Here is a 24439-nt window from a genome sequence, read left to right as displayed (position 1 = left end):
CGCGCGCACCAACGCTCCGTGACCCCGGTTCTAACTCCAGGTGAAGTGCCTCCGAAATGTGGACCAGACCTGTTATCTTCGCGTTACATTACCCCTCCGTTTCCCCTCTCGATGCGGTCGTTGAATCCGCAAATACCGCGTTCAGAGGACCGAATGCGGCCGGCGGCTACTCCACGCGGCCCAGTCGGGTCTCGAAGGAGAGCCGGTCGCCGCGGAACAGCGACCGGACGCGCTCGAACGGGATCCCGTCGGGTCCCCACGAGGTCCGGTGCATCAGCAGCATCGGCAGGGCCGGGTTCGTCCCGATCAGCAGGGCCTCCCGTGGCGTGGCGAGCACGGTCTCGACCCGCTCCTCGGCGCCGTCGAAGACGACCCCGAGCCGCTCGCGCAGACAGGCGTAGAGCGACTGTGTGGGATCGAACACATCCATGAGCGTCGGGAATCGCGCGGCGGTGAGATAGGTCGATTCCAGCCCGACCCGCTCGTCGTCGGCGAGCAGCACCCGTTCGATGTGGATGACGTCGTCGTCGGGATCGATTTCCAGTTCCGAAGCCAGGGACGGGCCCGCTTCCCGGCGTTCCAAAGAGATCAGATTCCGGCCGGGTTGAATGCCCTGCCTCCTGAGTCCTTCGGTGTAACTCACCAAGGCGAGCGGCTGGACGAGTTTGGGGCCCGCGACGTACGTACCGCTGCCCTGCCGCCTGCTCAGCCGCCCTTCGAGCACGAGTTCACCGACGGCCTGGCGGACCGTCGCGCGGGAAACCTCGAATCGTTCGGACAGTTCTCTTTCGGTGGGAAGTACCGCTCCTTGCCCCAATTCGGAGATCACGTCGAGCAGATCGACTTTGACCGCGTAATAGCGGGGAATGCGACCGTGCTCGGGAATTCCGTCCCGAACCGGGCCGTCGGCGGGTGGATGAAGTCTTGGCGAACGCGCTTTCACGATCCAGATCCTAGGCCCGTTTCCCCATGCCTGTACTGACCCGAACGAAGTGTTCATGCCACGCTCACACTCGTGGACGAAACGGGCACCTCGTTCGGCGGAACGGGCAGGTGTGACGAAGCGTTCAGCCTTCCGGCGGTTCCGGCGTTCGCCTGCCCAGGAGTAGCGGCGTTGGGCGCTCCGGACTACGCCATTCGTCGGCAGCCGGGCCCGGACGTCCGTTAATAACCACCATCGGCCGAAAGATCCGAAGAAAGTTGGTTGTCCCGGCGTATGCCCACCTGCTGTAGTCAGTTGGCCGCAGTCAGTCTCCCTGCCTCCACTGTGGACAGCCGGAAGGAATGAACCCTTGAACATCAAGCGTCGGTTCAGCCTGCTCAAAAAGACCCTGATCGCCGTCGCGGCGGCCGGAACCCTGGCGGGTCTCGCCACGGCTCCGCAAGCCGCGGCCGCGCAGCCGCCGTCCACCGACGTGGTCGGTGGCACTCGCGCCGCTCAGGGCGAATTTCCTTGGATGGTAAGGCTTTCCATGGGCTGCGGTGGTGCGCTCTACACCCCGCAGATCGTGCTGACGGCCGCGCACTGCGTGTCACGGACCGGGGCCAACACGGGGATCACCGCCACCCTCGGCGTCGTGGACCTGCAGAGCACGGCGGCCAAGAAGGTCAAGTCGACCTACGTGTACCGGTCGCCGACCTACCCCACCTCCACCGGCGGTGACTGGGCCCTGATCAAGCTCGCCAGCCCGGTCAGCGGGATCCCGACGCTGCCGATCGCCACCTCCACCGCCTACAACAGCGGCACGTTCACCGTCGCCGGCTGGGGTGCCGCGACCGAGGGCGGCGCGCAGCAGCGTTACCTGCTCAAGGCCAACGTGCCGTTCGTCTCCGACTCGACCTGCAAGGCGCAGGGCGGCAGCTACGCCGACCTGATCGCCAGCGCCGAGATCTGCGCGGGCAACGTCAACTCCGGCGGCGTCGACACCTGCCAGGGTGACTCGGGCGGCCCGATGTTCCGTCGCGACAGCGCCGGTGCCTGGATCCAGGTCGGCATCACCAGCTGGGGCGAGGGGTGCGCGCGGGCGCACGCTCCCGGCGTCTACACCGAAGTGAGCACCTTCGCGACCGCGATCAAGAACGCGGCCGCCGGTCTCTAGTTCCCCCACCGCACGGCATGCCCTGAAGGTCCCCTTCACCACAACGGCGTGGTGAAGGGGACCTTCTCGTTTACGGGGCCTACTGGGTCGCGGCGAGGGCGGTTTCCCGGCCGCCCCTGCCACCGTGTCGCGAAAGCCACTTTCGCGACGTCTGATGTCCCGAAAGTGGCTTTCGCGACACGGACTCCGCCGCTGTGGCCCAGCCTCACCTCACCGACGTAGCGAAGGCCTCCTTCCCTACCCTGAAGGTAGGGAAGGAGGCCTTCACGGCAAAACCTCAGCGGGTCTTGTCCAAACGCGACAGTGTCTCCTCGTACCCCGACACCAGCTCGGAGATCACGTCGGCGACCGGGCGCACGCGGTCCATCCGCCCGACGATCTGCCCCACCGGCATCGAGACCACGCTCGGATCGGCCGCGTGATGGATCCGGTTGTGCGCGTGGGAGACGAGCAGGTTCTGTAGCGGCATCGGCAGCGGTTCGGGCGCGTCGGGCGCGGCCCACGCCTCGGTCCACCGCGTCTTGAGCAGCCGCGCCGGTTTGCCGGTGTAGATCCGCGTCCGGACGGTGTCGGACGAACCCGCCGCGACCAGCGCGCGCTGCATCGCCTCGGACTCACCCATGGTCTGGAGGTATTCCTCGGTGGCGAGCCAGAAGGACCCCATCCACACCCCGGACGCGCCCAGCGCGAGCGCCGCCGCGACCTGCCTGCCCGAGCCGATCCCGCCGGCGGCGAGCACCGGCACGCGGTCGCCGACGGCGTCCACCACCTCGGGCAGCAGGACCATCGACGCGATCTCGCCGGTATGCCCGCCCGCCTCGTAGCCTTGCGCCACAACGATGTCGACGCCGTTGTCGACATGCCGCACGGCGTGTTCCGCCTTGCCCGCCAAGGCCGCGACCGGCACGCCCTTCGCGTGACACTGCTCGATGACGTCCACCGGCGGTGACCCCAGCGCGTTGGCGATCAACCGGATGGGGTGTTTCAGCGCGACCTCGACATGGGACCGGGCGACCGAATGCAGCCAGCCCAGCACTCCGGCGCGTTCGTCGGTGTCGTCCGGTAGCGGCGGCACCGCGAGGTCGCGCAGTGTCCGCTCCACGAAGTCGCGATGCCCCTGCGGGATGTGTTTCGCGAGATCGATCGACGTCCCTTCGGCCGGGATCTTCGCGGGCATCACGATGTCGACGCCGTACGGCTTCCCGCCGGTGTTCTCGTCCATCCAGGACAGGACGGCGTCGAGCTCGGCGGCGTCGTTGAACCGCACGCAGCCCAGCACGCCGAGACCGCCCGCCCGGCTGATCGCCGCGGCCACGTGCTCGGACGGGGTGAACCCGACGATCGGCAGGTCGATCCCGAGCCGGTCGCACAGAGACGTCCGCATGAAACTCCTTACGCCGGTTGAATCGTGATGGGCTCGTGTTCGGAGGCGTAGCGCTGCGCCCAGGGATAGTCCGGTTTCCCGCTGGGTGACCGCCCGATCTCCTCGGCGAGCCAGAGACTGCGCGGCACCTTGTAGCCGGCGATCTCGGTCCGTACGTGCGCTTCGAGCGCGGCGACGTCGATCTCCTTGCCGGAGCGCGGCTGGATCACCGCGGCCACCCGCTGGCCGAGCCGGTCGTCGGGGATGCCGATGACGAGCGCGTCGAAGACGTCCGGATGCGATTTGAGCGCGCCCTCGACCTCCTCCGGGTACACCTTCTCGCCGCCGGTGTTCACGCACTGCGATCCCCGGCCGAGCAGGGTCACCGTGAGATCTTCCTCGTAGCGCGCGTAGTCACCCGGGACGACGTACCGCTTGCCGTCGACCTCGACGAAGATCTTCTCGCTCTTCGCGGGATCCTTGTAGTACCCGAGCGGGACATGCCCCCGCCGGGCGATCAGGCCGATCGCGCCCGGTTTCGGCTCGACGAGCGCGCCGTCGTCGTCCACCAGGATCGCGTCCTTGCCGAAGTTGACCCGGGGACCGGCGGAATGGTCGCTGTCCTTGCTGACCATGCCGATGCCGGTGAACCCGCTTTCGGACGATCCGATCGCGTCGGTGATCACCACATGCGGGAGCAGCGACAGGAATTCCTGCTTCACCGATTGGGAGAACAGGGCGGCGTGACTCGACACAGCCACGATCGACGACGCGTCGTAGTCGCCCTCACGATAGGCGTCGATCAGCGGCCGCGCCATCGCGTCACCGACGATGGTGAGCACCTGGACCTTGTTGTCCTGCACGGCTTTCCAGACGTCGTGCGCGTCGAACCGCGGGACGAACACGACCGGGCTGCCGGTGAACAGCGCGCCGAACGCGGCCCACTGCGCGGCGCCGTGGATCAGCGGCGCGGCCGGGAGCCGGACCAGGCTGCCCGACTTGCCCTGTTCGGCGAGCGTCCATTCGTCCGGGACGTACTCGCCGGTGACGAAGTTGATCCCGCCGCCGAGCGCGCGCCAGATGTCCTCGTGGCGCCACAGGACGCCCTTGGGATACCCGGTGGTGCCGCCGGTGTAGAGGATGTAGATGTCGTCGGCGCTGCGCTCGGCGAAGTCGCGCTCGGGCGAGCCTTCGGCGAGCGCGGCTTCGTAGTCCACGCCGCCGTAGGACGAGTAGTCGCCGTCGCTTCCGTCGTCGACAACGACAACGTGTTTCAGTTTCGGCGTCTCCGGCAGAACGGCGGCGACCTTGTCCGAATACTGGCGCTCGTGGACCAGCGCCACGAGGTCGGCGTTGTCGAACAGGTACCGCAGTTCGCCGTGGACGTAGCGGTAGTTGACGTTGACCGCGATCGCGCGCAGCTTGTACGCGGCGATCATCGATTCCAGGGCCTCGATCGAGTTCCGGGAATAGACACCGATGTGGGCTCCGGGTCCCACGCCGTGTGCGGCGAGATGGTGCGCCAGCCGGTTGGCGCGCTCTTCCAGTTCGGCGAAGGTGACCCGCCGATCGCCGCAGACGACCGCGATGCGCTCCGGCACGGCGTCGACGGCGTGCTCGAGTAGATCCGCGATGTTGAGTGCCACTTCCTCAAAGTAGAACATGTTATCGTTCTGGGCAATGGCCACTCTTTTGACGGAGGTCCCGGTGGGCGAACCGCACGCGCTGGTGGAAAAGATCGAACACACCCTCGTGGTCACGATGAACCGGCCGGAGGCCCGCAACGCGCTCAGCGGCGAGATGCTCGGGATCATGGTCGAGGCGTGGAACCGGGTCGACGAGGACGACGACATCCGGTGCTGCGTGCTCACCGGCGCGGGCGGCGCGTTCTGCGCGGGCGCGGATCTGAAGTCGATGTCGAAGAACTCGCCGTCGGACTCGTTCGAGAAGGGCACGTTCGACCCCAGCAGGATCGAGGGTCTGCTCAAGGGCCGCCGGCTGACGAAGCCGTTGATCGCGGCCGTGGAGGGCGCCGCGATCGCGGGCGGGACGGAGATCCTGCAAGGTACGGACATCAGGGTCGCGGGTGAGAGCGCGAAGTTCGGGGTTTCCGAGGCGCGGTGGAGCCTGTTCCCGATGGGCGGTTCGGCCGTGCGGCTCCCCCGCCAGATCCCGTACACCGTCGCCGCCGACCTCCTGCTGACCGGACGGCATATCAAGGCGGCCGAGGCACTGGAGATCGGCCTGATCGGCCACGTCGTCCCGGACGGGAAGGCCCTCGACAAGGCGCTCGAACTCGCGGGGCTCATCTCCGCGAACGGCCCGCTCGCCGTCCGCGCGATCCTCAAGACGATGCGCGACACCGAGGGCATGCACGAGGAAGAGGCCTTCAAGCTCGACGCCCAGTACGGCATCGAGGTCTTCGCGAGCGAAGACGCGAAGGAAGGCCCCCGCGCCTTCGCCGAGAAGCGCAAGCCCGTCTTCCGGGGCCGCTGACCCCGCGTTCAGTCCTCTGAATGCGGTGGTTCGAAGGCGAACTACCGCATTCAGAGGACCAAACGCGTCAGGGGACGGGGTGGCCGGCCCAGTAGGGGTCGCGGAGCTTGCGCTTGTAGAGCTTTCCGTTCGGGTCGCGCGGGAGTTCGGGCAGGTAGTCGACGGAACGCGGAAGTTTGAACTTCGCGAGGCGCGACGCCGCGTACTCGAGGATCTCCGCGGTCAGCTCTTCGGAGGGCTCGACGCCGTCCGCGGGCTGGACGACGGCCTTGATCGCCTCGCCCCAGTCCTCGTGCGGGACACCGAACACCGCGACGTCGGCGATCTTCGGGTGCATCACCAGTTCGCCCTCGATCTCCGCCGGGTAGATGTTGACCCCGCCCGAGATGATCAGATCCGCCTTGCGGTCGTGCAGGAAGAGATAGCCGTCCTCGTCGAGATGCCCGACGTCGCCGAGGGTGAACAGATCCCCGACCCGCGCCTTGTCCGTCTTGGCACGGTCCTTGTGGTACTCGAACTTCGAGTCGCCCATCTTCATGTACACCGTGCCGGTCTCGCCGGCGGGCAGTTCCGTGCCCTCGTCGTCGAGGATCTTGATCGTCGAGCCCGGCCACGGCAGCCCGACCGAACCCGGCTTCTTGAGCCATTCCTCCCCGGAGATCGCCGTCCCACCGCCTTCGGTGGCCGCGTAGTACTCGGTGACGACCGGCCCCCACCAGTCGAGCATCCGGCGTTTGACCTCCAGCGGACAGGGCGCGGCGCCGTGGATCATCACGCGCAGCGAACTCAGGTCGTAGGCCGCGCGGACGTCGTCCGGCAGCGCGAGCAGACGCCGGAACTGCGTCGGGACCATATGGCTGTGCGTGACACGGTGCCGCTCGATCAGCCGCAGCATGTCCTCGGCGTCCCAGCGGTCCATCAGCACCGCGGTATGCCCCAGCTGCAGGGAAATCGCGACGAAGTTCAGCACCGCCGTGTGATAGAGCGGCGACCCGCACAGGTGCACGTGGTCGTCGTGCGGCGCGAGCCCGAAGATGCCGAAGAACCACGTCGACGCGCCAGGGACGGAGTCGGGATCGGCGCCGGTCAACGGCCGCCGGACACCCTTGGGCCGTCCCGTGGTGCCCGATGTGTAGAGCATCGGCGAGCCCGCCGTGCGCCGCTCCGGACGTCCGTCGCCCTCGCCGGAGCCGAGCTCTTCGATCCGGCGGAAACCCTCGACGTCGCCGACGGCGAACCGCCCGCGCTCCGGGATCCCTGCCTCGTCCGCGGCCGCGATCGCGACATCGGCGAAGCGTTCGTGCGCGAGGAACGCTTTGGCGCCGCTGTCGGAGAGGATGTAGGCGACCTCCGGCCCGACCAGATGCCAGTTGACCACCACGATGTACAGACCGGACTGGATGGCGGCGAAATACGCCGCGACGAGCTCGTCGCCGTTGGGCTGCAGGACGACGACCACGTCCCCGGCTTCGAGCCCGAGGGCCTGCAGCCCCCGCGCGTACGCGTTCGCTTTCGCGGCGAGCTCCCCGTACCCGATCGAGCGGCCGTCCGGATCGACGAGCGCGACCCGCTCCGGCTCCTGTGCGGCGATGTTCCAGACCCCAAGTGTCCCGGTGGCAGTCGACATACTGGCAAATCTAGAACGCGTTCCACTCAAGAGCAACCGTCAGCAAGGCCCAGATGAGCAGTCTTGCTCGAAAATCGAGAACGTGTTTCACTCAGGATGTGAGCGCACCTGAACTCCCGCTGTCGGCCCCGCTCAACGTGGGCTTCGACTACACGCGTTCGGTCGGCCCCGTGCTCGGCCGGTTCGTCAACGCCCTGCGCGAGCGCCGCGTCGAAGGCGTCCGGGGCAGCGACGGCCGCGTCCACGTGCCACCGCTGGAATACGATCCCGTGACCGCCGAGGCGCTGTCCGAATTCGTGCCGGTGGCTTCCGAGGGCGTGATCGTCTCGTGGTCCTGGATCGCCGAACCCGTCGACGGCCAGCCGTTGTCGCGGCCGTTCGCGTGGGCGCTGATCCGGCTCGACGGCGCCGACACCCCGCTCCTGCACGCGGTCGACGCCGGCTCCCCCGCGAGTGTCCACACCGGACAACGAGTCCGGATCCGCTGGGCCGACGAGACCGTCGGCCACATCCGCGACATCGCCTACTTCGTCCCCGCCGACGGCCCCGACACCGAAGCGACCGAGGCTCCTCCCCCGATCGCGAAACGTGAAGAGGGCGCGCCCGTCAGCGTGGTGATCACGCCGATCCACCTGCGCTACGAACATTCCGCGTCACCGGAGGAAAGCCGGTACCTGCGCGGGCTCGCCGAGGGGAAGCTGATCGGCCAGCGCTGCCCGTCCTGCGAGAAGGTCTACATCCCGCCGCGCGGCGCCTGCCCGACGGACGGCGTCCCGACCACCGACGAGGTCGAGCTGCCCGACACCGGCATCGTCACGACGTTCTGCATCGTGAACGTGCCGTTCCTCGGCCAGAAGATCAAACCGCCGTACGTGGCCGCGTACATCCTGCTCGACGGCGCGGACATCGCGTTCCTGCACCTGGTCCTCGGCTGCGACGCCGCCGACGTCCGCATGGGCATGCGGGTCCGGGCCGCGTGGAAACCGCGGGACGAATGGTGGACGTCGCTGGAGAACATCGGCCATTTCGAACCGACCGGCGAACCCGACGCACCATACGAATCCTTCGCCCACCATCTGTGAGGACCACCGTGCCAGATGTAGCAGTCGTGGGCTTCGCGCAGGCCCCCAACGTCCGCAGCACCCCGGGCACCACCAACGGCGTGGAAATGCTGGTGCCGATCTTCGCCGAGGTCTTCGAGCGCACCGGTCTCTCCAAAGAGGACATCGGGTTCTGGTGCTCGGGCTCCTCGGATTACCTCGCCGGCCGCGCGTTCTCGTTCATCGCCGCCGTCGACGCCATCGGCGCCTTCCCGCCGATCCACGAGTCGCATGTCGAGATGGACGCCGCCTGGGCGTTGTACGAGGCCTGGCTGAAGATCCGGATGGGCGAGGTCGACACGGCGCTCGTCTACGGCTTCGGCAAGTCTTCCGCCGGGCAGCTGCGCCGGGTGCTGGCCCTGCAAATGGACCCGTACGTCGTCGCGCCGCTGTGGCCGGACTCGGTGAGCGTCGCCGGGATCCAGGCGAGGCTGGGACTCGAATCCGGGCTCTGGTCGGAGAAAGATCTCGCCGAGGTCGCCGCGCGCAGCCGCGCGGACGCCGCCCGGAACCCGGCCGCGCAGCTCTCCGGAACGGTCGAGATCGCCGAACTCCTGGATGCCCCGTATTTCGCGGATCCCTTGCGTGTCCACGACATCGCTCCCATCACCGACGGCGCCGCCGTACTCGTGCTCGCGTCCGCCGAGCGGGCCGCGGACCTCGTCGACAGCCCGGCGGTGATCACCGGGATCGAGCACCGCGTCGACTCCCCCGCGCTCGGCGTCCGAGACCTCACCAAGTCGCCCTCGACGGCGGCCGCCGGGCGGGCACTCGACCTCGACGGCGTCGAGGTCGCGGAACTGCACGCGCCGTTCACGCATCAGGAACTGATCCTGCGCGACGCGCTGGGCCTCGGCGACCAGGTGCGGATCAACCCCTCCGGCGGCGTCCTGACGGGCAATCCGATGTTCTCGGCGGGACTGGCCCGGATCGGCGAGGCGGCGAACCGCATTCTCGACGGCAGCGCGCGCAAGACCCTCGCCCACGCGACCAGCGGCCCCGTCCTCCAGCAGAACCTGGTCGCGACCTTGGAGGTCCTCTCGTGAAGCACCTCGCGGCCGTACTGGGAACCGGCCAGACCCACCACAAGGCCAAACGCACCGACGTGTCCATGCCCGGCCTGCTCCGGGAGGCCATCGACCGGGCGATGCTCGACGCCCGGACCGGCTGGGACGACATCGACGCGGTCGTCCTCGGCAAGGCGCCGGATCTGTTCGAGGGCGTGATGATGCCCGAACTGTTCCTCGCCGACGCGCTCGGCGCGACCGGGAAACCGTTGCTGCGCGTGCACACCGCCGGTTCGGTCGGCGGCTCGACCGCGCTCGTCGCGGCGTCGCTCGTGCAGGCCGGCGTGCACAAGCGGGTGCTGACCGTGGCCTTCGAGAAGCAGTCCGAGTCGAACGCCATGTGGGGCCTGTCGATCCTGCCGCCGTTCCAGATGCCGGTGGGCGCCGGGGCGGGCGGCTATTTCGCGCCGCACGTGCGCTCGTACATCCGGCGCTCCGGCGCGCCCGACCACGTCGGCGCGATCGTCGCGGCCAAGGACCGCCGCAACGGTGCCCTCAATCCGTACGCCCACCTGCGGCAGTCCGACATCACGGTGGAGTCGGTGCAGGCGTCGCAGATGCTGTGGGACCCGATCCGCTACGACGAGACGTGCCCGTCTTCGGACGGCGCCTGCGCGATGGTGATCGGCGACGAAGCCTCGGGCGACGCCGTTCCCGGTGGCGCGGCGTGGATCCACGCGACCGCGATGCGCACCGAGCCGACCACGTTCGCCGGACGGGACCAGGTGAACCCCCAGGCGGGCCGGGACGCCGCCGCCGCGTTGTGGCGGGACGCGGGGATCACCGACCCACTGTCCGAAGTGGACGCCGCCGAGATCTACGTGCCCTTCTCGTGGTTCGAGCCGATGTGGCTGGAGAACCTGGGATTCACCGAAGAGGGGCAAGGCTGGAAGCTCACCGAAGCCGGCGAGACCGCGCTCGGCGGGCGCCTGCCGGTCAACCCGTCGGGCGGCGTGCTGTCGTCGAACCCGATCGGGGCGTCGGGGATGCTCCGGTTCTCCGAAGCGGCCAAGCAGGTGATGGGCCGGGCCGGGGACTACCAGGTCGACGGCGCGCGGATCGCGCTCGGGCACGCGTACGGCGGCGGTTCGCAGTTCTTCTCGATGTGGGTGGTGGGGTCGGCGAAACCCGGTTCCTGATATCCCTGTGGTGCCATGAACGGTCCGTTACTTGCAAATTTTGCGAGTAACGGACCGTTCATGACACTGGGGGTCAGGGGCGGCGGCGCGGCCTGAGGCGTTGCGCGGCCAGCGTCGCGACCACCCCGGTCACCGCGCCCACCAGCACCGGCTTGAGCCCGTGCCGGTCCGGTGCCGCCACCACGGGCCGGACCACCACCGGCGGCGGTGGCCGGACCGGGTCCGGCGGGGCGTCACGCGCGGTCGCCGTCCAAGCGGTCACGAACACCAGCATCCTGGCCACCAGCGAGATGAAGAAGATCAGGCCGATGATGGAGCCGAACGCGACCCCGGTCGGCGAGTTCCCGATCAAGCGCAGGTAGATCCCACCGGCCAGCTTCAGCAGTTCGAAGCCCAGCGCCAGCGCGACCGCGCCGCGCATCGCGCTGCGGACCCCCACCGGTTTCCGCGGCAGCCGGGTGAGCACCCAGAGGAATACGAGCCAGTTGGCCAGTAGCGCCAAGGGAATCGAGATCGCCGACAGCACGTTGTGTCCCCACGCGGTGTCGTCCACCCCGGCCAGCCCCAGCAGGTAGCGGCCGAGCGCGGACCCGGAGATGGTGATGGCGAAGGACACCAGCAGCGCGCTCGCGAGGCCGAGCAGCGCGAGCAGGTCCGCGGCGATCGTGCGCAGGAGCGGGAGATCGGACCGGTTCTGGCCCCACAGCGCGGTGAGCGCGTCGCGGAGCGAGTTCATCCAGTTCCAGCCGGAGTACAACCCGATGATCAGACCGATGATCCCGACGCTCGTGCGCTGCTCGACGAACCCGGTGAGCAGCTCCCCAGCCTTGTCGCCGAGCGCCCCTGGCAACGTGCCGGTGATCGCGTTCAGCATCGACTCGATCAGCTGCGGCTGGCTGGCCAGCACGAAACCCGCCACCGAAACCGCGACCATGAGAATGGGCACCAGCGAGAACAGGCTGAAATAGGTGATCGACGCGACGTAGTGGTAACCGCCGTACTCGATGTAGCGGTTCACCGCCCGCGCCACGTGGTCCAGCCAGCGGTAGCGGGCACGCAGCCGCTGCCATTTCGTCGGTGCTTGCTTCTCCCTCACACGCCAATGTCTACCTCAGCGAGGTCACGGCTCGTGGTCAACACGCGATCAAGCGAGCGCGATCAGCCCCGAGCCGTCGTCCTCCGGCAGCGACGGACCCGCGGTCGCCAGCACGGTGTTGCCGAGAAAGTCCAGCTCACAGCCGAGGGTGGAGAGGAACGCGGTGTCGGCGGCGTCCCGGCCGGTCGCGATCCGGCACAGGCTCTGCCTCGGCGCGAGGCCGGTGGCGTCGAACACGTACCAGCGGCCGTCGATCGCGGCCTCGAACACCGCGTGGAAGTCCATTGGGGACAGTCCGGGCGCGTAGACCGCGGCGAACCGGGCGGGGATGTCGAGCACGCGGCACAGCGAGATGCAGACGTGCGCGTAGTCGCGGCACACCCCTTCCCCGGCGAGGTAGGTGTCGACGGCGTCGTCGGTCGGCGAACCGGAACCGACCACATAGGACAGGTGCTCGCCAACGTGCCGGACGATGGCCTCCACCTGGGCGCGCGCGCCGGGCAAGCCGCCGAAGCGGGACAACGCGAGCCCGCCCATCCGGTCCGAGGGGCAGTACCGGCTGGGCCTGGTGTAGCGGATGACGTCGTCCATGGCGACCGGCTCGGCGTCGGCGGGATCGAGCGACCGTTCGGCCCGGTACCGTACGACGTGTTCCCCGGACGGCAGATCGACGACCTGGGCCCGGCTCCCGTGTTCGAACGCCACCTGGCGCGGCGGCGCGGGATAGGCGAACTCCTCCTGAGCGGCCCCGCCGGCGAGCGCGATCACGAACGCGGCGGGGCCGGGTTTCGTGACCCGGAAGGACATTTCGACGTCGACCTGAACGTGGGGACCCATGGCCCCATGGTGCCCCACGGGGCCGCGTCCGGCCGATCAGGTCAGGCGTAGCGGACCTGGTAGTGCTTGATCCCGTTGAGCCAGCTCGACCGGAGCCGGTCGGGCGGGGCCACTTCCGCGATGTCCGGCATGACGTCGGCGATGGCGTTGAAGATCAGGTCGATCTCCAGCCGCGCGAGGTTGGCGCCGATGCAGTAGTGCGAACCCGTGCCGCCGAAGCCGACGTGCGGATTGTCCTCGCGGAGGATGTCGAACTTCTCCGGCTCGTCGAAATGGTCCGGGTCGAAGTTCGCGGAGCTGTAGAACATCCCGACCCGGTCGCCCTTGCGGATGTGCTGCCCGCCGAGTTCGGTGTCCCTGGTCGCGGTGCGCTGGAAGGCGACCACCGGGGTGGCCCAGCGGACGATCTCGTCCGGGGCGGTCTTCGGCCGCTCCTTCTTGTACAGCTCCCATTGGTCGGGGTGATCGAGGAACGCCTTCATCCCGTGGGTGATCGCGTTGCGCGTGGTCTCGTTGCCCGCGACGGCGAGCAGGATGACGAAGAAGCCGAACTCGTCCGACGCCAGCGACTCGCCGTCGACGTCGGCCTGCACCAGCTTCGTGACGATGTCGTCCATCGGGCACTTGCGCCGTTCTTCGGCCATGTTCCAGGCGTAGCCGACGATCTCCGCGGACGCGGCCAGCGGTTCGACCTCGTACTCGGGGTCGTCGTAGGCGACCATCTGGTTGGACCAGTCGAAGACCTTGAGCCGGTCTTCCTGCGGGATGCCGATCAGTTCCGCGATGGCCTGCAAGGGAAGTTCGCAGGCGACGTCGACGACGAAATCGCCGGAGCCCTTCTTCTTGGCCTCGCTGACGATCCGCTCCGCGCGATCGCGCAGGGTGTCCTCGAGCTTCGCGATCGACCTCGGCGTGAAGCCCTTCGACACGATCCGCCGCAGCTTCGTGTGCTGCGGAGCGTCCATGTTGAGCAGAACCAGCCGGTTGGCTTCGAGACTGTCGTCGGTCATGTTCTCGTCGAACCGGATGATCGCGGTCTTCTCCCGGGAGGAGAACAGCTCGCTGTCCCTCGACACCGCCTTGACGTCTTCGAGCCGGCTGACCACCCAGTAGCCGTCATCGCGGAAGCCCGCGGTGTTGTGCGGCTGCGGGTTCCACCAGACCGGTGCCGTACGGCGGAGTTCGGCGAACTCCTCCAGAGGCAGTCTGGTGGCGTAAAGATCCGGATCGGTGAAATCGAAACCGGCGGGGATCAGGGGAGCGGCCACGGGCTACCTCCTACGCGGTTCGCCAATGAAACACGTTCTAGACCCGATTGAAGCATACGGCGTTTACCAAGTGAAGAGTTTCTAGTGAAACCCGTTAACTCGGCCGCCGTCGATCATGCGACCCCAGCGTGGAGCGGGAACGGCGACCAGTGATCAAAATCGAGCCAACCCTGCGGCGACTTGCTCAAATCAAGAACGTGTTCTACTTTTCGAGGTAGTGAACAGTGTTTCCCAGGAGGCGAACGTGGGTAGTCCGGTGATCGTCGAGGCGGTCCGCACCCCTGTCGGCAAGCGCGGGGGTCACCTGGCGGGATTGCACGCCGCCGAGATCCTCGGCGCGGCACAGCGCGCCCTGCTCGAACGCGCGGGACTGGATCCCACGCTGGTCGAGCAGGCGATCGGCGGCGCCGTGACCCAGGCGGGCGAGCAGGCGGGAAACGTCACGCGCACCGCATGGCTGCACGCCGGGCTTCCCGAGACCACGGGCGCGACCACCATCGACGCCCAGTGCGGCTCGGCGCAGCAGGCGACGCACCTGATCGCCGGGCTCATCGCGGCAGGCGCGATCGACGCCGGCGTCTCCTGCGGGGTCGAGGCGATGAGCCGGGTCCCACTGGGCGCGAACCGCGGCGAAGGCATCGGTACGCCCCGTCCGGAGTCGTGGTCGATCGACATGCCCAACCAGTACGGCGCGGCCGAGCGGATCGCGGAACGCCGCGGGATCACCCGGCAGGACGTCGACCGGTTCGGCACCGAGTCCCAGGCCAAGGCCGCCGCCGCGTGGGCCGCGGGGCATTTCGACCGCGAGGTCGTCGCGGTGAAGGCCCCGGTGCTCGGCGAAGACGGCGCGCCGACCGGCGAGACACGGCTGGTGACCCGCGACCAAGGCCTCCGTGAGACGACCGTCGAAGGCCTCGCCAGGCTCAAGCCCGTCCTCGAAGGCGGCGTGCACACGGCCGGGACTTCGTCGCAGATCTCCGACGGCGCGGCCGCGCTCCTCCTGATGGACTCGGACCGGGCCAAGGCGCTGGGCCTCAAGCCGCGAGCGCGGATCGTCTCGCAGGCGCTGGTCGGCGCGGAGCCGTACTACCACCTCGACGGCCCCGTGCAGGCGACCGAGCGTGTCCTGGCCAAGGCCGGGATGACGATCGGTGACCTCGACCTCTTCGAAGTCAACGAGGCCTTCGCTTCAGTTGTGTTGTCGTGGCAGCGGGTACACCGGCCCGGCGAGGACAGGGTCAACGTGAACGGTGGCGCGATCGCGCTCGGGCATCCCGTCGGCAGCACCGGCGCCCGCCTGCTGACCACGGCGTTGCACGAACTGGAACGCCGGGACGCGAGCACCGCCCTGGTGACGATGTGCGCCGGCGGCGCGCTTTCCACCGGCACGATCATCGAACGGATCTAGCGTCGCGTGCTCTGCCGCCTTGCCTCCGCGGCGGATTCACGTGGTTCCTGGCAAGACGGCGAAAAGTCGCTCGTGCTGGATGCACTCGGGCTTTCTCTGACGGGCCAGGCCGCGTTGGCCGCAGCGGCGTAAGGCAAGCAGGTCACGCGGCGCAGGCGCCGAGCCCACTTCACTCAGGGTGAGAGGTGTGTGGAAATAGGGACGTTCACTGTCTCTATTTCCACACAGTGCTCGTGACCGGACCGATCACTCTCGACTGGCCACCTGCCTGCCCTCCTAGCCCAAGCCGACCTCGACCACCGGACCGTTGTCCGGCCTCGCGAGCCGTTTGCTCCCCTGGCCCTCCTTCCAGAAGTCGAAATAGATGGTGTCGCCCTCGACCCAGGTCAGTACCGCCTCGGTGAGGTCGAGCCGGAAGACGTGCGCCTCCCCGTCGTCGCCCTGCAGGCGGGCGACCTCCGCCGGATCGGTGATCTCGACGGCCTTTCCCGACACCTTCGCGTCCGCGCCGCCCTCGTCGATCGCCGAGGCGGCGTGGATCGCGAACCTGCCGTCGCGCCGCAGATCCTTCGCCTTCATCGCGCCGATCATCGAACCGATCAGCAGGTCCCGCTCACGGAAATCGACTTCACTGCCACTGACCCTCGGCGAGCCGTCCCGCCGGACCGTCGCCAGCACATGCGACTTCTCCGCGGTGAACCGCTCTTTGATCTTCTCCGCCAGCGCGGGTGCCTCTTCACTGAACTGCTGCCACGTCGCCATGCGGAACAGCGTCCCACCGGGGTCCGACAGTTTCGAGCGCTCAGGGCCGCGGCGCCCCCATCGGGTTCGGCAGCGGGATCGCTCCAGCGTCGAAGATCCGGCGGCTCAGCGGGACGGCGATCCGCACGGCCTCGGCGGCCCCGTCCTCGCCGAGTGCCTCGAGCGGGCCGGCGGCGAGACGGTCGGTCTCGTCTTCGATCCGTTGGCGCAGCGCGATTCCCGTGCCGGTGAGCGTCAGATCGGCGTCGAGGATGCCCCGTTCGGACAACCGCGCGACGCTCTCGTTCCACTCTTCGTCGGACCAGCCGCGGTTGACCTGGATGACCTCGCGCGTCACCGCTCCACTGCCGATATGGGTCAGCGTGGTGTCGAGCCCGCGCAGCCTGGCGGCGACGGCGGAGAGCACGTGACCGTCCCCGCGATGCTCGCGCAACACCGTCGCCGCGAGCCAGACCCGGCCGGCGGGCGTGGCGGGCCTGGTGACCGAGGACCAGGCGGCGGCGAGCGGCCTGGCCGCGTAGTCGGCACCGGCGACGGCCGTTCCAGAAGATCGGCGAGTTCCGCGAGAGGCGCGTCGGCGGGCAAGATCCGGTTCAGGGCTTCCTCGACGGCGGCCAACCGGCTCCGGAGCACGGCCGCGGGTCCGGCGTATTTCCACGCGTCGGGCAGGGATCGCGCGACCATTCCCGGGGCGAACCCGAAGAGCATCGCGGTCGCGGGTGGTTCCGGCAGCGGCCCGAGCGGCGCGACCCGGCCGGCGAAATAGCCCATCCACCAGCTCGGCAGGCCGACCGCCTTGGCCGCGGCCGCCGTTTCCGGGGCGAAGTAGACGACGGCGTGCAGCGGCTCGACAGCTTCCCAGAGACGGCGCTGAAGTGATTTCACACCTCCATCTTGCCGCGCGGAAAACCGGATGCGGCCGATCGCGGCGTGGTGTGTGATCGCGGCATGGCGATCACCGTGGAGAAGCCGGGACCCGACGGACTGCCCGAGGCCGTGGACGCGCTGCGAGAGTGGCAATCCGAAGGCGTGGCCTGGCAGCTACATCCCGGTGACCTCGGCTGGTTCTGGCGCTCGGGGGCGGAGGCGACGGCCGAGGCGGTCCGGATCTGGCGCCGTGACGGGCGGATTCTCGCCGTCGGGCTCCTGGACGGGGCCGACCTCCTGCGCGTGACGACCGCACCCGACGTCCGCCGGGACGAGGAACTGGCGCGGCGGATGGCCGAAGACGTGATCGCGCCGGAACGCGGTGTGCTGCCCTCAGGAGAGGTGGCCGTCGAAGCGCCGATGGACGCGCTGCTCCAGGATCTGCTGCCCGGGCACGGCTGGCGCACCGGCGAACCGTGGACGCCACTGAGCCTCGATCTCGCCGAACCGGTGAAGGCACCGGACCTGCGGGTCGAGACGATCGGACCGGACAACTGCCACGTATGGGCCGACGTGATGCGAGGAGCGTTCGACGGCTCGACGTTCACTCCTGAGAAGTGGCGCACGATGGCGACCGGTGCGCCGTACGCCGACTCCCGGTACCTGGTCGGGTACGACTCGCGGGGCGACGCCGTCGCGGCGGTGGCCGTGTGGTCGGCGGGCCAGGGGAAGCCCGGGATCCTCGAGCCGATGGGGGTGCACCGGGACCATCGTGGGCACGGTCATGGCAGGGCGATCACCCTCGCCGCGGCGGCCGCGCTCCGGGAGCTGGGGTCGTCGAGCGCGGGCGTGAACACGCCGAGTTCCAACGTCGCCGCCGTCGCGACGTACGAATCGGGTGGGTTCCGGCGGCTTCCCGAGGTCCGGGACCTGGCGCGGACGCCTCGTGAGTGATCGGGGCCTTCACAGACTCGACGATCGGCCACGTCCGCCACATGGGTACCTGCAGTCACAGCGGCCGCGAGGGTGGTGTTGCGAATGTGGCTTTCGCAACCCTCCCCTCCTGCCCTGGCGCGCACCCAGAAGTACATGAAGGCCCCCTTCCTTGCGCCTAGGTACGGGAAGGGGGCCTTCATGTACTCGGGTCTCGAAACCCTAAGCCCCATAAACAGGTTCAGGGACCGGAGCTTCGGCCAGCAGTTCCGCCACGACGGGCCCGAGTTCGGCGGGCGACCACCGGGAACCCTTGTCCCGCACCGCGCCGTGCCGCCAGCCCTGCGCGATCGAGACGCGCCCGCCGTCGACCTCGAACACCCGCCCGGTGACCCCGGATGATTCCTCGCTGCCGAGCCACACCACCAGCGGGGACACGTTTTCCGGTGCCATGGCGTCGAAACCGTCCTCCGGCGCGGCCATGTCGTCGGCGAAGGCCACTTCGGTCATCCGGGTGCGGGCGGCCGGGGCGATCGCGTTCACGGTGACGCCGTACCGCGCGAATTCGGTGGCGGCGACCAGTGTGAGCCCGAGGATCCCGGACTTCGCGGCCGCGTAGTTCCCCTGCCCGACACTGCCGAGCAGCCCCGCGCCCGAACTGGTGTTGATCACCCGCGCCGCCCGCGTCCGGCCCGCCTTCGCCTCGGTTCGCCAGTATTCGGCGGCGTGCCGTGTCGGCGCGAAATGCCCTTTCAGATGGACACGGATGACCGCGTCCCATTCGTCCTCGCCGAGGTTGACCAGCATCCGGTCGCGCAGGAATCCCGCGTTGTTGACCAGGACGTCCAGCCCGCCGAAGGTCTCGACGGCCGTCCGCACCAGCGCCGAGGCGCCGTCCCACGAGGCGATGTCGTCGGTGTTCGCCACCGCTTTGCCGCCGAGCGCCTCGATCTCGTCGACGACGTCCTGCGCGGGCCCGGCCGATCCGCCGCTTCCGTCGATCCCGGCGCCGAGGTCGTTCACCACCACCCGCGCGCCCTCGGCGGCGAACGCGAGCGCGTGCGCCCGCCCGATACCCCGACCGGCTCCGGTCACCACCACGATCCGACCGTCGGCGATCCCGCTCACACCGGCTCCTTTCGTTCTTTCACCAGGGAATTGGAAGCGGCGAGGAAGGCGGGCACCTCTCCCCCGCCGTGTACGGTCAGGCAGGCGCCGCTGACGTAGGAAGCCAGCGAAGAAGCCAGGAACACCGCGCAGGAACCGATCTCGTCCGGGTCGGCCAACCGTCCTAACGGGACAGTCGCGCCCACCGCCGCGATACCCGCCTCGTCGCCGTAGTGCAGATGCGAGTGCTCCGTCCGCACCATGCCGACGTCGAGCCCGTTGACCCGCACCTTCGGCGCCCACTCGACGGCGAGCGACGCGGTCAGGTTGTCGAGTCCCGCTTTCGCGGCGCCGTAGGACGCCGTGCCCGGCGACGGTCTCGTCGCGCTGACGCTGCTGATGTTCACGATGACGCCGCCGCTTTCCTGCCGCTGCATGATCGCGTTCGCCGCGCGGGCGACGTTCAACGGCGCCAGCAGGTTCAGCGCGACGATCTTTTCGTGGAACCGCGGCGACGCGTTCGCCGCCTCGGCGTACGGCGCGCCGCCCGCGTTGTTGACCACGACGTCGAGCCTGCCGTGACGGCGGACGACCTCTTCGACGAGCGCGTCGACCTCTTTCGGGTCGCGGACGTCGCAGGAGATGAAGGTCGACGCGCCGTCCCCGGCGCAGACGGGCCGTTCGGGTTCGGTGCGCGCGCAGGTGACGACTTCGGCACCGGCACGCAGAAAAGTCCTGGTGACACCGGCGCCGACGCCGCGTACCCCACCGGTCACCAGCACCACGGCGCCGTCGAGCCGGAGTTCGAGTGCCATGCCGGGCCTCCTTCACGTCGCTGTACCCGGGCCGGACGTCCTGCTAACGTACCAAGCAAGTGCTAGGTTTGGTAGCTGAGAAGGGTGCCCGATGACCGTTTCCACCCACTCACCGGAGCCCGGCATCGCCGTGGTCACGGTCGACGCGCCCCCGGTGAACGCGCTGAGCGTGAAGGGATGGTTCGCCCTCGCGTCCGCCGTCACCGACGCCGGACGCGATCCGGCGACCCACGTGGTGGTGCTGCGCGCGGAAGGCCGCGGGTTCAACGCCGGGGTCGACATCAAGGAGATCCAGCGTGATCCGGGATACGGCGCGCTGATCGGCGCGAACGAGGGCTGCGCGGCGGCGTTCTCCGCCGTGTACGACTGCGCCGTCCCGGTGATCGCCGCGGTGCAGGGTTTCTGCCTCGGCGGCGGGGTCGGCCTGGTCGGCAACGCGGACGTGGTGATCGCCAGCGAGGACGCGACCTTCGGGCTCCCGGAGGTCGATCGCGGCGCGCTCGGCGCGGCGACCCATCTCTCGCGGCTGGTCCCCCAGCATCTGATGCGCGCCTTGTACTACACGGCTTCGACGATCACCGCGGAGCAGTTGCACCACCACGGTTCGGTCTACGCCGTGGTCTCGCGGGAGGAACTCGACGAGACCGCGCTCGGCCTCGCGCGGCAGATCGCGGCGAAGGACACCCGCGTGATCCGCGCCGCGAAACAGGCCATCAACGGCATCGACGTCCAGCCCGTGCACCGCAGCTACCGCTTCGAGCAGGGATTCACCTTCGAACTCAACCTGGCTGGCGTCTCGGACGGCGCACGCCAGGAGTTCTTGGACGGTAAGGGGAAGTGATGGCCGACAAGCGGATGACGCCGGACGAGATCGCCGCCGAACTGCGGGACGGCATGACGATCGGGATCGGCGGCTGGGGCTCGCGGCGCAAGCCCATGGCGCTGGTGCGCGCGATCCTGCGGTCTCCGGTCAAGGATCTCACCGTGGTCTCCTACGGCGGTCCGGACGTCGGACTGCTGGCGTCGGCGGGCAAGATCAAGCATCTCGTCTTCGGTTTCGTCACGCTGGACTCCATTCCCTACGACCCGTGGTTCTCCCGGGTGCGGGAGGCCGGGTCGATCAGTGTCACGGAGTACGACGAAGGGGTGTTCGGGACCGGGCTTTCCGCTGCCGCGCAACGGCTTCCGTTCCTGCCGACCCGCGCGGGCCTCGGCTCCGGCGTGATGGACCTGAACCCGTCGCTGCGCACCGTCCGCTCGCCGTACGACGACGCCGAAGACCTGCTGGCCGTGCCCGCGCTGAAGCTCGACGCGGCGTTCGTCCACCTCAACCGCGCCGACGCCCGTGGCAACGCGCAGTACCTCGGGCCCGATCCGTACTTCGACGAGCTGTTCGCCCTCGCCGCCGACAAGTGTTACGTGTCCACGGAAAAGATCGTTGAGACGGCCGAACTCACCGAAGCGGGACCCGTGCAGAGCCTGCTGCTGAGCCGGATGCTCGTCACCGGGGTGGCCGAGACGCCGAACGGCGCGCATTTCACCACCGCCGTCCCGGACTACGGGCGCGACGAACGTTTCCAGCGCTACTACGCCGAAGCGGCCAAGGATCTCGACGCGTGGCCGAAGTTCGTCGACAGGTTCCTGGCCGGGGACGAAGCGCACTACCAGAAGGCCGTCGCCGAATTCGGGGAGTCCGCATGAGTGACATCAGCCGTGCCGAAGTGGCCGTCGTGGCCTGCGCCGAACTGTTCCGCGGTGACGGCGAGATCGTGGTGAGCCCCATGGGTTTCATCCCGTCGCTGGGCGCCAGGCTCGCCAGGCTGACGTTCGAGCCGGACATCCTGCTGTCCGACGGCGAGGCGTATCTGATGACCCCGGACGCCGTCGTCGAAGGCTGGCAACCGTTCCGCAAGGTCCTCGACACCGTGGTACCGCGCGGAAAACGGCATGTGGTGATGGGGGCCAACCAGATCGACGGCGAAGGCAACCAGAACATCTCGGCGATCGGCGACCATTCGCGCCCCAGGAAACAACTTCTCGGCGTGCGCGGCGGGCCGGGCAACACCGCCAACCACCGCACGAGCTACTGGGTTCCCCGGCACGGCAAGCGGGTTTTCGTCGATCAGGTCGACATCGTGTCCGGTGTCGGCTACGCCAGGGCACGTGAGGCGGGGCTGCGGCATCACGACGTCCACCGCGTCGTCACCAATCTCGGCGTCCTGGACTTCGGCGGCGAAGACCACGCGCCGAGGCTGCTGTCCGTGCATCCGGGGGTTTCCGTGGACGAGGTCGTCGAGGCGACGTCGTTCCCGCTGAGCACCGACGGGGTCACCGAGTCCAGGCTGCCGACCGAGCGCGAGCTGCGGTTGATCCGCACCAGCCTCGACCCGAAGTCCTCGCGGGACAAGGAAGTCCCGTCGTGAAGACCGCGCTGACCGAACTCGCCGGGATCCGGCACCCGATCGTGCAGACCGGGATGGGCTGGGTCGCCGGGCCGCGGCTGGTGTCCGCGACGGCGGAAGCGGGCGGCCTCGGCATCCTCGCGTCCGCGACGATGACCTACGACGAACTGGCGGCGGCCGTCAAGGAGGTCAAGAGCCGCACGTCCCAGCCGTTCGGGGTCAATCTGCGCGCGGACGCCGAAGACGCCGCGCGCCGGGTCGAACTGCTCATCACCGAAGAAGTCCGCGTCGCGTCCTTCGCACTCGCGCCGAAGAAGGACATGATCGCGCGGCTCAAGGACAACGGCGTCCTCGTCGTTCCTTCGGTCGGCGCGGCCAGGCACGCGGAGAAGGTCGCGGGCTGGGGTGCGGACGCCGTCATCGTGCAGGGCGGTGAGGGCGGCGGGCACACCGGCGGGGTCGCGACGACGCTGCTGCTGCCGTCGGTGCTGGACGCGGTCGACATCCCGGTGGTCGCCGCGGGCGGCTTCTTCGACGGCCGGGGGCTGGCCGCCGCGCTCGCCTACGGGGCGGCCGGGGTCGCCATGGGCACCCGGTTCCTCCTGACGAAGGAAAGCACCGTCCCGGACGAGATCAAGCAGGCGTACCTCGCCCGTGACCTCAACGGCACCGTCGTCACCCGGAAGGTGGACGGTATGCCGCATCGCGTACTCCGGACGGAACTGGTCGACGCGCTCGAGTCCGCCGGGCCGGTGCGCGGGCTCGCCAGGGCCGCCCGCAACGCCTCGAAGTTCCGGAAGCTGACCGGGCTGTCGTGGCGCTCGCTGACCACCGAGGGGCTGCGGATGAAACGCGGCGGCGACCGGACCTGGTCGCAGGTCCTGATGGCCGCCAACACGCCGATGCTGTTGCGCGCCGGGCTCGTCGAGGGCGATCGGACCGCCGGGGTGCTGGCATCCGGGCAGGTCGTCGGCCTCCTCGACGACCTGCCCGCCGTCGGCGACCTGATCGAGACGATCGTCGCCGACGCCACCGGCATCCTGCGGCGGCTGGGCTCGGAGTGAGGGGCCGGGCACGCTGTGTTTGACTTCGGCCATGATCTCGGAGAGTCGTTGTCCGGTCGAGGACGGTGAGCTGTACGTCCGCAGCACCGGCGAAGGGCCGCTTCTGCTCCTGATCGCGGGCGGGCTGGGCTCGGCGGACACCTTCCGGGCGATGACGAAGCTGCTCGCGGACGACTACACCGTCGTCACCTACGACCGGCGCGGTCACTTCCGCAGCACGGACACGAGCACCGGCCCGGTGAGCGTGCCGAAGCAGGCCGACGACGCCTACGCGGTGCTCCAGCACGTCGGGGGCGCCCCCGCGAGCGTGTTCGGCACCAGCGCGGGCGCCATGATCGGTCTCGACCTCGTCACCCGGTACCCGGACGCGGCGACGGTGCTGGTCGCGCACGAACCGCCGGCCATCCAGCTCCTGCCCGACGCGCTCGGCTGGCTCGACGAGGCCAACGCCCAGGTCCGGCTCGCGCAGGCGGGTGACCTGATGGGGGCGTTCAAACGGTTCACCGACGGTATCGCCGGCGCCGCGCTGCCCGAGCTGCGCGCGATCCGCCTGCCGAACGAAGAGGACTGGAAACGGCTGTTCGGCCGCGAGCTGGCCGAGATCCTCGACTACCTCCCCGATCTGCGGGCACTGCGGCGGAGCCGGACCGAGATCGTCCCCGTCGCCGGTGTCGGCAGCCGGGGGCACTACCACTACCAGCCCGCGAAGATCCTCGCGCTCGAACTGGGGTTGCCGTTCACGGAGGTGCCGGGCGCGCATCTGGCTCCACAGCGGAATCCCGCCCAGTTCACCGAAGCGCTGCGGGACCTCCTCGAGGCCTGAGGCTGGCTTCGAGACCTCTGTGGGTTCTGGAGGCGGTGCCGCGAAAGCCACTTTCGGGACATCAGACGTCTCGAAAGTGGCTTTCGCGGCATGGTCGCCAGGGCGGTGCCGGACCCGACCGCAGCCGAGGTTGCGAAAGCCACTTTCGCAACCTTCAACGTTGCGA

Annotated in this window: 22 protein-coding genes and 1 pseudogene; 12 read left to right on the top strand and 11 right to left on the bottom strand. The window is 69.0% G+C overall.

From position 1 onward, the window contains the following. Positions 1 to 166 precede the first annotated feature (166 nt). Positions 167 to 943, bottom strand: coding sequence for a GntR family transcriptional regulator (locus ACFVM3_RS20630; protein ID WP_378440796.1), 777 nt, complete (start codon positions 941 to 943; stop codon positions 167 to 169). A 349-nt stretch (positions 944 to 1292) separates the two neighbouring features. On the opposite strand from ACFVM3_RS20630, the gene ACFVM3_RS20625 reads away from it, so the two are divergent. Beyond that, positions 1293 to 2099, top strand: a complete 807-nt coding sequence (locus tag ACFVM3_RS20625; protein WP_378440794.1) for a S1 family peptidase — start codon at positions 1293 to 1295, stop codon at positions 2097 to 2099. Positions 2100 to 2376: 277 nt separating this feature from the next. On the opposite strand, the gene ACFVM3_RS20620 is transcribed toward ACFVM3_RS20625, so the two are convergent. Continuing rightward, entirely contained in the window at positions 2377 to 3483 is a 1107-nt protein-coding gene (locus ACFVM3_RS20620) for an NAD(P)H-dependent flavin oxidoreductase (protein ID WP_378440792.1), read from the bottom strand. 8 nt (positions 3484 to 3491) lie between these two features. Continuing rightward, on the bottom strand, positions 3492 to 5108 hold the full coding sequence (locus tag ACFVM3_RS20615) for an acyl-CoA synthetase (protein WP_378440790.1): 1617 nt from the start codon (positions 5106 to 5108) through the stop codon (positions 3492 to 3494). 61 nt (positions 5109 to 5169) lie between these two features. Between ACFVM3_RS20615 and ACFVM3_RS20610 the strand changes: the two genes are divergently transcribed. Then, positions 5170 to 5958 carry a crotonase/enoyl-CoA hydratase family protein gene (locus tag ACFVM3_RS20610; protein WP_192745424.1) on the top strand — a complete coding sequence of 263 codons (789 nt, stop codon included), beginning with the start codon at positions 5170 to 5172 and terminating at the stop codon, positions 5956 to 5958. 67 nt (positions 5959 to 6025) lie between these two features. On the opposite strand, the gene ACFVM3_RS20605 is transcribed toward ACFVM3_RS20610, so the two are convergent. Further along, on the bottom strand, positions 6026 to 7585 hold the full coding sequence (locus ACFVM3_RS20605; protein ID WP_378440788.1) for an acyl-CoA synthetase: 1560 nt from the start codon (positions 7583 to 7585) through the stop codon (positions 6026 to 6028). 53 nt (positions 7586 to 7638) lie between these two features. Here ACFVM3_RS20605 and ACFVM3_RS20600 point away from each other — a divergent pair, with 53 nt between their 5' ends. Genes ACFVM3_RS20600 through ACFVM3_RS20590 form a run of 3 tightly spaced genes read left to right on the top strand, consistent with a single transcriptional unit; the run spans position 7639 to position 10891 of the window. Continuing rightward, positions 7639 to 8667 carry a Zn-ribbon domain-containing OB-fold protein gene (locus ACFVM3_RS20600; RefSeq protein ID WP_378440786.1) on the top strand — a complete coding sequence of 343 codons (1029 nt, stop codon included), beginning with the start codon at positions 7639 to 7641 and terminating at the stop codon, positions 8665 to 8667. A gap of 8 nt (positions 8668 to 8675) precedes the next feature. Continuing rightward, positions 8676 to 9731, top strand: a complete 1056-nt coding sequence (locus tag ACFVM3_RS20595) for a thiolase domain-containing protein (RefSeq protein ID WP_378440784.1) — start codon at positions 8676 to 8678, stop codon at positions 9729 to 9731. Next, positions 9728 to 10891, top strand: coding sequence for a thiolase domain-containing protein (locus tag ACFVM3_RS20590; RefSeq protein ID WP_378440783.1), 1164 nt, complete (start codon positions 9728 to 9730; stop codon positions 10889 to 10891). The genes ACFVM3_RS20595 and ACFVM3_RS20590 overlap by 4 nt, the downstream gene beginning before the upstream one ends. Positions 10892 to 10964: 73 nt before the next feature. Here the strand turns inward: ACFVM3_RS20590 and ACFVM3_RS20585 are convergent, their stop codons facing one another. From ACFVM3_RS20585 to ACFVM3_RS20575, 3 genes are read right to left on the bottom strand one after another with little or no spacing between them, the layout of a single operon-like run. Continuing rightward, the gene (locus tag ACFVM3_RS20585) at positions 10965 to 11987 is read right to left on the bottom strand and encodes a YhjD/YihY/BrkB family envelope integrity protein (protein WP_378440781.1); all 1023 of its coding nucleotides are present in this window, start codon (positions 11985 to 11987) and stop codon (positions 10965 to 10967) included. Positions 11988 to 12035: 48 nt separating this feature from the next. Further along, positions 12036 to 12824: a transglutaminase family protein gene (locus ACFVM3_RS20580; RefSeq protein WP_378440779.1), complete on the bottom strand. Its 789-nt coding sequence runs from the start codon at positions 12822 to 12824 to the stop codon at positions 12036 to 12038. A gap of 41 nt (positions 12825 to 12865) precedes the next feature. Next, a complete protein-coding gene (locus ACFVM3_RS20575) occupies positions 12866 to 14092 on the bottom strand; it encodes a cytochrome P450 (protein WP_219153239.1) in 1227 nt (408 codons plus the stop codon). A gap of 244 nt (positions 14093 to 14336) precedes the next feature. Between ACFVM3_RS20575 and ACFVM3_RS20570 the strand changes: the two genes are divergently transcribed. Then, positions 14337 to 15500, top strand: a complete 1164-nt coding sequence (locus ACFVM3_RS20570) for a steroid 3-ketoacyl-CoA thiolase (RefSeq protein WP_378440777.1) — start codon at positions 14337 to 14339, stop codon at positions 15498 to 15500. A 276-nt stretch (positions 15501 to 15776) separates the two neighbouring features. Here the strand turns inward: ACFVM3_RS20570 and ACFVM3_RS20565 are convergent, their stop codons facing one another. Then, positions 15777 to 16262, bottom strand: a complete 486-nt coding sequence (locus ACFVM3_RS20565; RefSeq protein ID WP_378440775.1) for a pyridoxamine 5'-phosphate oxidase family protein — start codon at positions 16260 to 16262, stop codon at positions 15777 to 15779. A gap of 40 nt (positions 16263 to 16302) precedes the next feature. Then, positions 16303 to 17147 (bottom strand): annotated as a pseudogene (locus ACFVM3_RS20560) (hypothetical protein). Between the two features lie 63 nt (positions 17148 to 17210). Between ACFVM3_RS20560 and ACFVM3_RS20555 the strand changes: the two are divergent. After that, positions 17211 to 18083, top strand: coding sequence for a GNAT family N-acetyltransferase (locus ACFVM3_RS20555; protein WP_378440773.1), 873 nt, complete (start codon positions 17211 to 17213; stop codon positions 18081 to 18083). A gap of 201 nt (positions 18084 to 18284) precedes the next feature. Here the strand turns inward: ACFVM3_RS20555 and ACFVM3_RS20550 are convergent, their stop codons facing one another. Both ACFVM3_RS20550 and ACFVM3_RS20545 read right to left on the bottom strand, forming a co-directional pair. After that, positions 18285 to 19190, bottom strand: a complete 906-nt coding sequence (locus ACFVM3_RS20550; RefSeq protein WP_378440771.1) for an SDR family oxidoreductase — start codon at positions 19188 to 19190, stop codon at positions 18285 to 18287. Further along, a complete protein-coding gene (locus tag ACFVM3_RS20545) occupies positions 19187 to 19984 on the bottom strand; it encodes an SDR family oxidoreductase (RefSeq protein ID WP_378440769.1) in 798 nt (265 codons plus the stop codon). Before ACFVM3_RS20545 ends, ACFVM3_RS20550 begins: the two co-directional genes overlap by 4 nt. 91 nt (positions 19985 to 20075) lie before the next feature. Between ACFVM3_RS20545 and ACFVM3_RS20540 the strand changes: the two genes are divergently transcribed. Genes ACFVM3_RS20540 through ACFVM3_RS20520 form a run of 5 tightly spaced genes read left to right on the top strand, consistent with a single transcriptional unit; the run spans position 20076 to position 24273 of the window. Further along, complete coding sequence (locus ACFVM3_RS20540; protein WP_378440767.1) at positions 20076 to 20825, top strand: enoyl-CoA hydratase family protein; 750 nt, start codon at positions 20076 to 20078, stop codon at positions 20823 to 20825. Continuing rightward, positions 20825 to 21685, top strand: a complete 861-nt coding sequence (locus tag ACFVM3_RS20535) for a CoA transferase subunit A (RefSeq protein ID WP_378440765.1) — start codon at positions 20825 to 20827, stop codon at positions 21683 to 21685. Before ACFVM3_RS20540 ends, ACFVM3_RS20535 begins: the two co-directional genes overlap by 1 nt. After that, positions 21682 to 22407, top strand: coding sequence for a CoA-transferase subunit beta (locus tag ACFVM3_RS20530; protein ID WP_378440763.1), 726 nt, complete (start codon positions 21682 to 21684; stop codon positions 22405 to 22407). Before ACFVM3_RS20535 ends, ACFVM3_RS20530 begins: the two co-directional genes overlap by 4 nt. Continuing rightward, complete coding sequence (locus ACFVM3_RS20525; RefSeq protein WP_378440761.1) at positions 22404 to 23450, top strand: NAD(P)H-dependent flavin oxidoreductase; 1047 nt, start codon at positions 22404 to 22406, stop codon at positions 23448 to 23450. The genes ACFVM3_RS20530 and ACFVM3_RS20525 overlap by 4 nt, the downstream gene beginning before the upstream one ends. A 31-nt stretch (positions 23451 to 23481) precedes the next feature. Beyond that, a complete protein-coding gene (locus tag ACFVM3_RS20520) occupies positions 23482 to 24273 on the top strand; it encodes an alpha/beta fold hydrolase (RefSeq protein WP_378440759.1) in 792 nt (263 codons plus the stop codon). Positions 24274 to 24439 lie beyond the last annotated feature (166 nt).

It is taken from the genome of Amycolatopsis sp. NPDC057786 (genome assembly GCF_042797905.1).
Taxonomy (GTDB): domain Bacteria; phylum Actinomycetota; class Actinomycetes; order Mycobacteriales; family Pseudonocardiaceae; genus Amycolatopsis.
The sequence above is the reverse complement of the archived record's forward strand: the minus strand, read 5'-3'. Positions and strand labels throughout refer to the sequence as shown.

What these genes read in the sequence shown, in the direction of transcription:
- ACFVM3_RS20620 (WP_378440792.1), bottom strand. Translation starts at nt 3,483, where the DNA reads ATGCGGACGTCTCTGTGCGACCGGCTCGGGATCGACCTGCCGATCGTC.
- ACFVM3_RS20605 (WP_378440788.1), bottom strand. Translation starts at nt 7,585, where the DNA reads ATGTCGACTGCCACCGGGACACTTGGGGTCTGGAACATCGCCGCACAG.
- ACFVM3_RS20600 (WP_378440786.1), top strand. Translation starts at nt 7,639, where the DNA reads ATGAGCAGTCTTGCTCGAAAATCGAGAACGTGTTTCACTCAGGATGTG.
- ACFVM3_RS20580 (WP_378440779.1), bottom strand. Translation starts at nt 12,824, where the DNA reads ATGGGTCCCCACGTTCAGGTCGACGTCGAAATGTCCTTCCGGGTCACG.
- ACFVM3_RS20565 (WP_378440775.1), bottom strand. Translation starts at nt 16,262, where the DNA reads ATGGCGACGTGGCAGCAGTTCAGTGAAGAGGCACCCGCGCTGGCGGAG.
- ACFVM3_RS20555 (WP_378440773.1), top strand. Translation starts at nt 17,211, where the DNA reads ATGGCGATCACCGTGGAGAAGCCGGGACCCGACGGACTGCCCGAGGCC.
- ACFVM3_RS20545 (WP_378440769.1), bottom strand. Translation starts at nt 19,984, where the DNA reads ATGGCACTCGAACTCCGGCTCGACGGCGCCGTGGTGCTGGTGACCGGT.
- ACFVM3_RS20540 (WP_378440767.1), top strand. Translation starts at nt 20,076, where the DNA reads ATGACCGTTTCCACCCACTCACCGGAGCCCGGCATCGCCGTGGTCACG.
- ACFVM3_RS20535 (WP_378440765.1), top strand. Translation starts at nt 20,825, where the DNA reads ATGGCCGACAAGCGGATGACGCCGGACGAGATCGCCGCCGAACTGCGG.
- ACFVM3_RS20530 (WP_378440763.1), top strand. Translation starts at nt 21,682, where the DNA reads ATGAGTGACATCAGCCGTGCCGAAGTGGCCGTCGTGGCCTGCGCCGAA.
- ACFVM3_RS20520 (WP_378440759.1), top strand. Translation starts at nt 23,482, where the DNA reads ATGATCTCGGAGAGTCGTTGTCCGGTCGAGGACGGTGAGCTGTACGTC.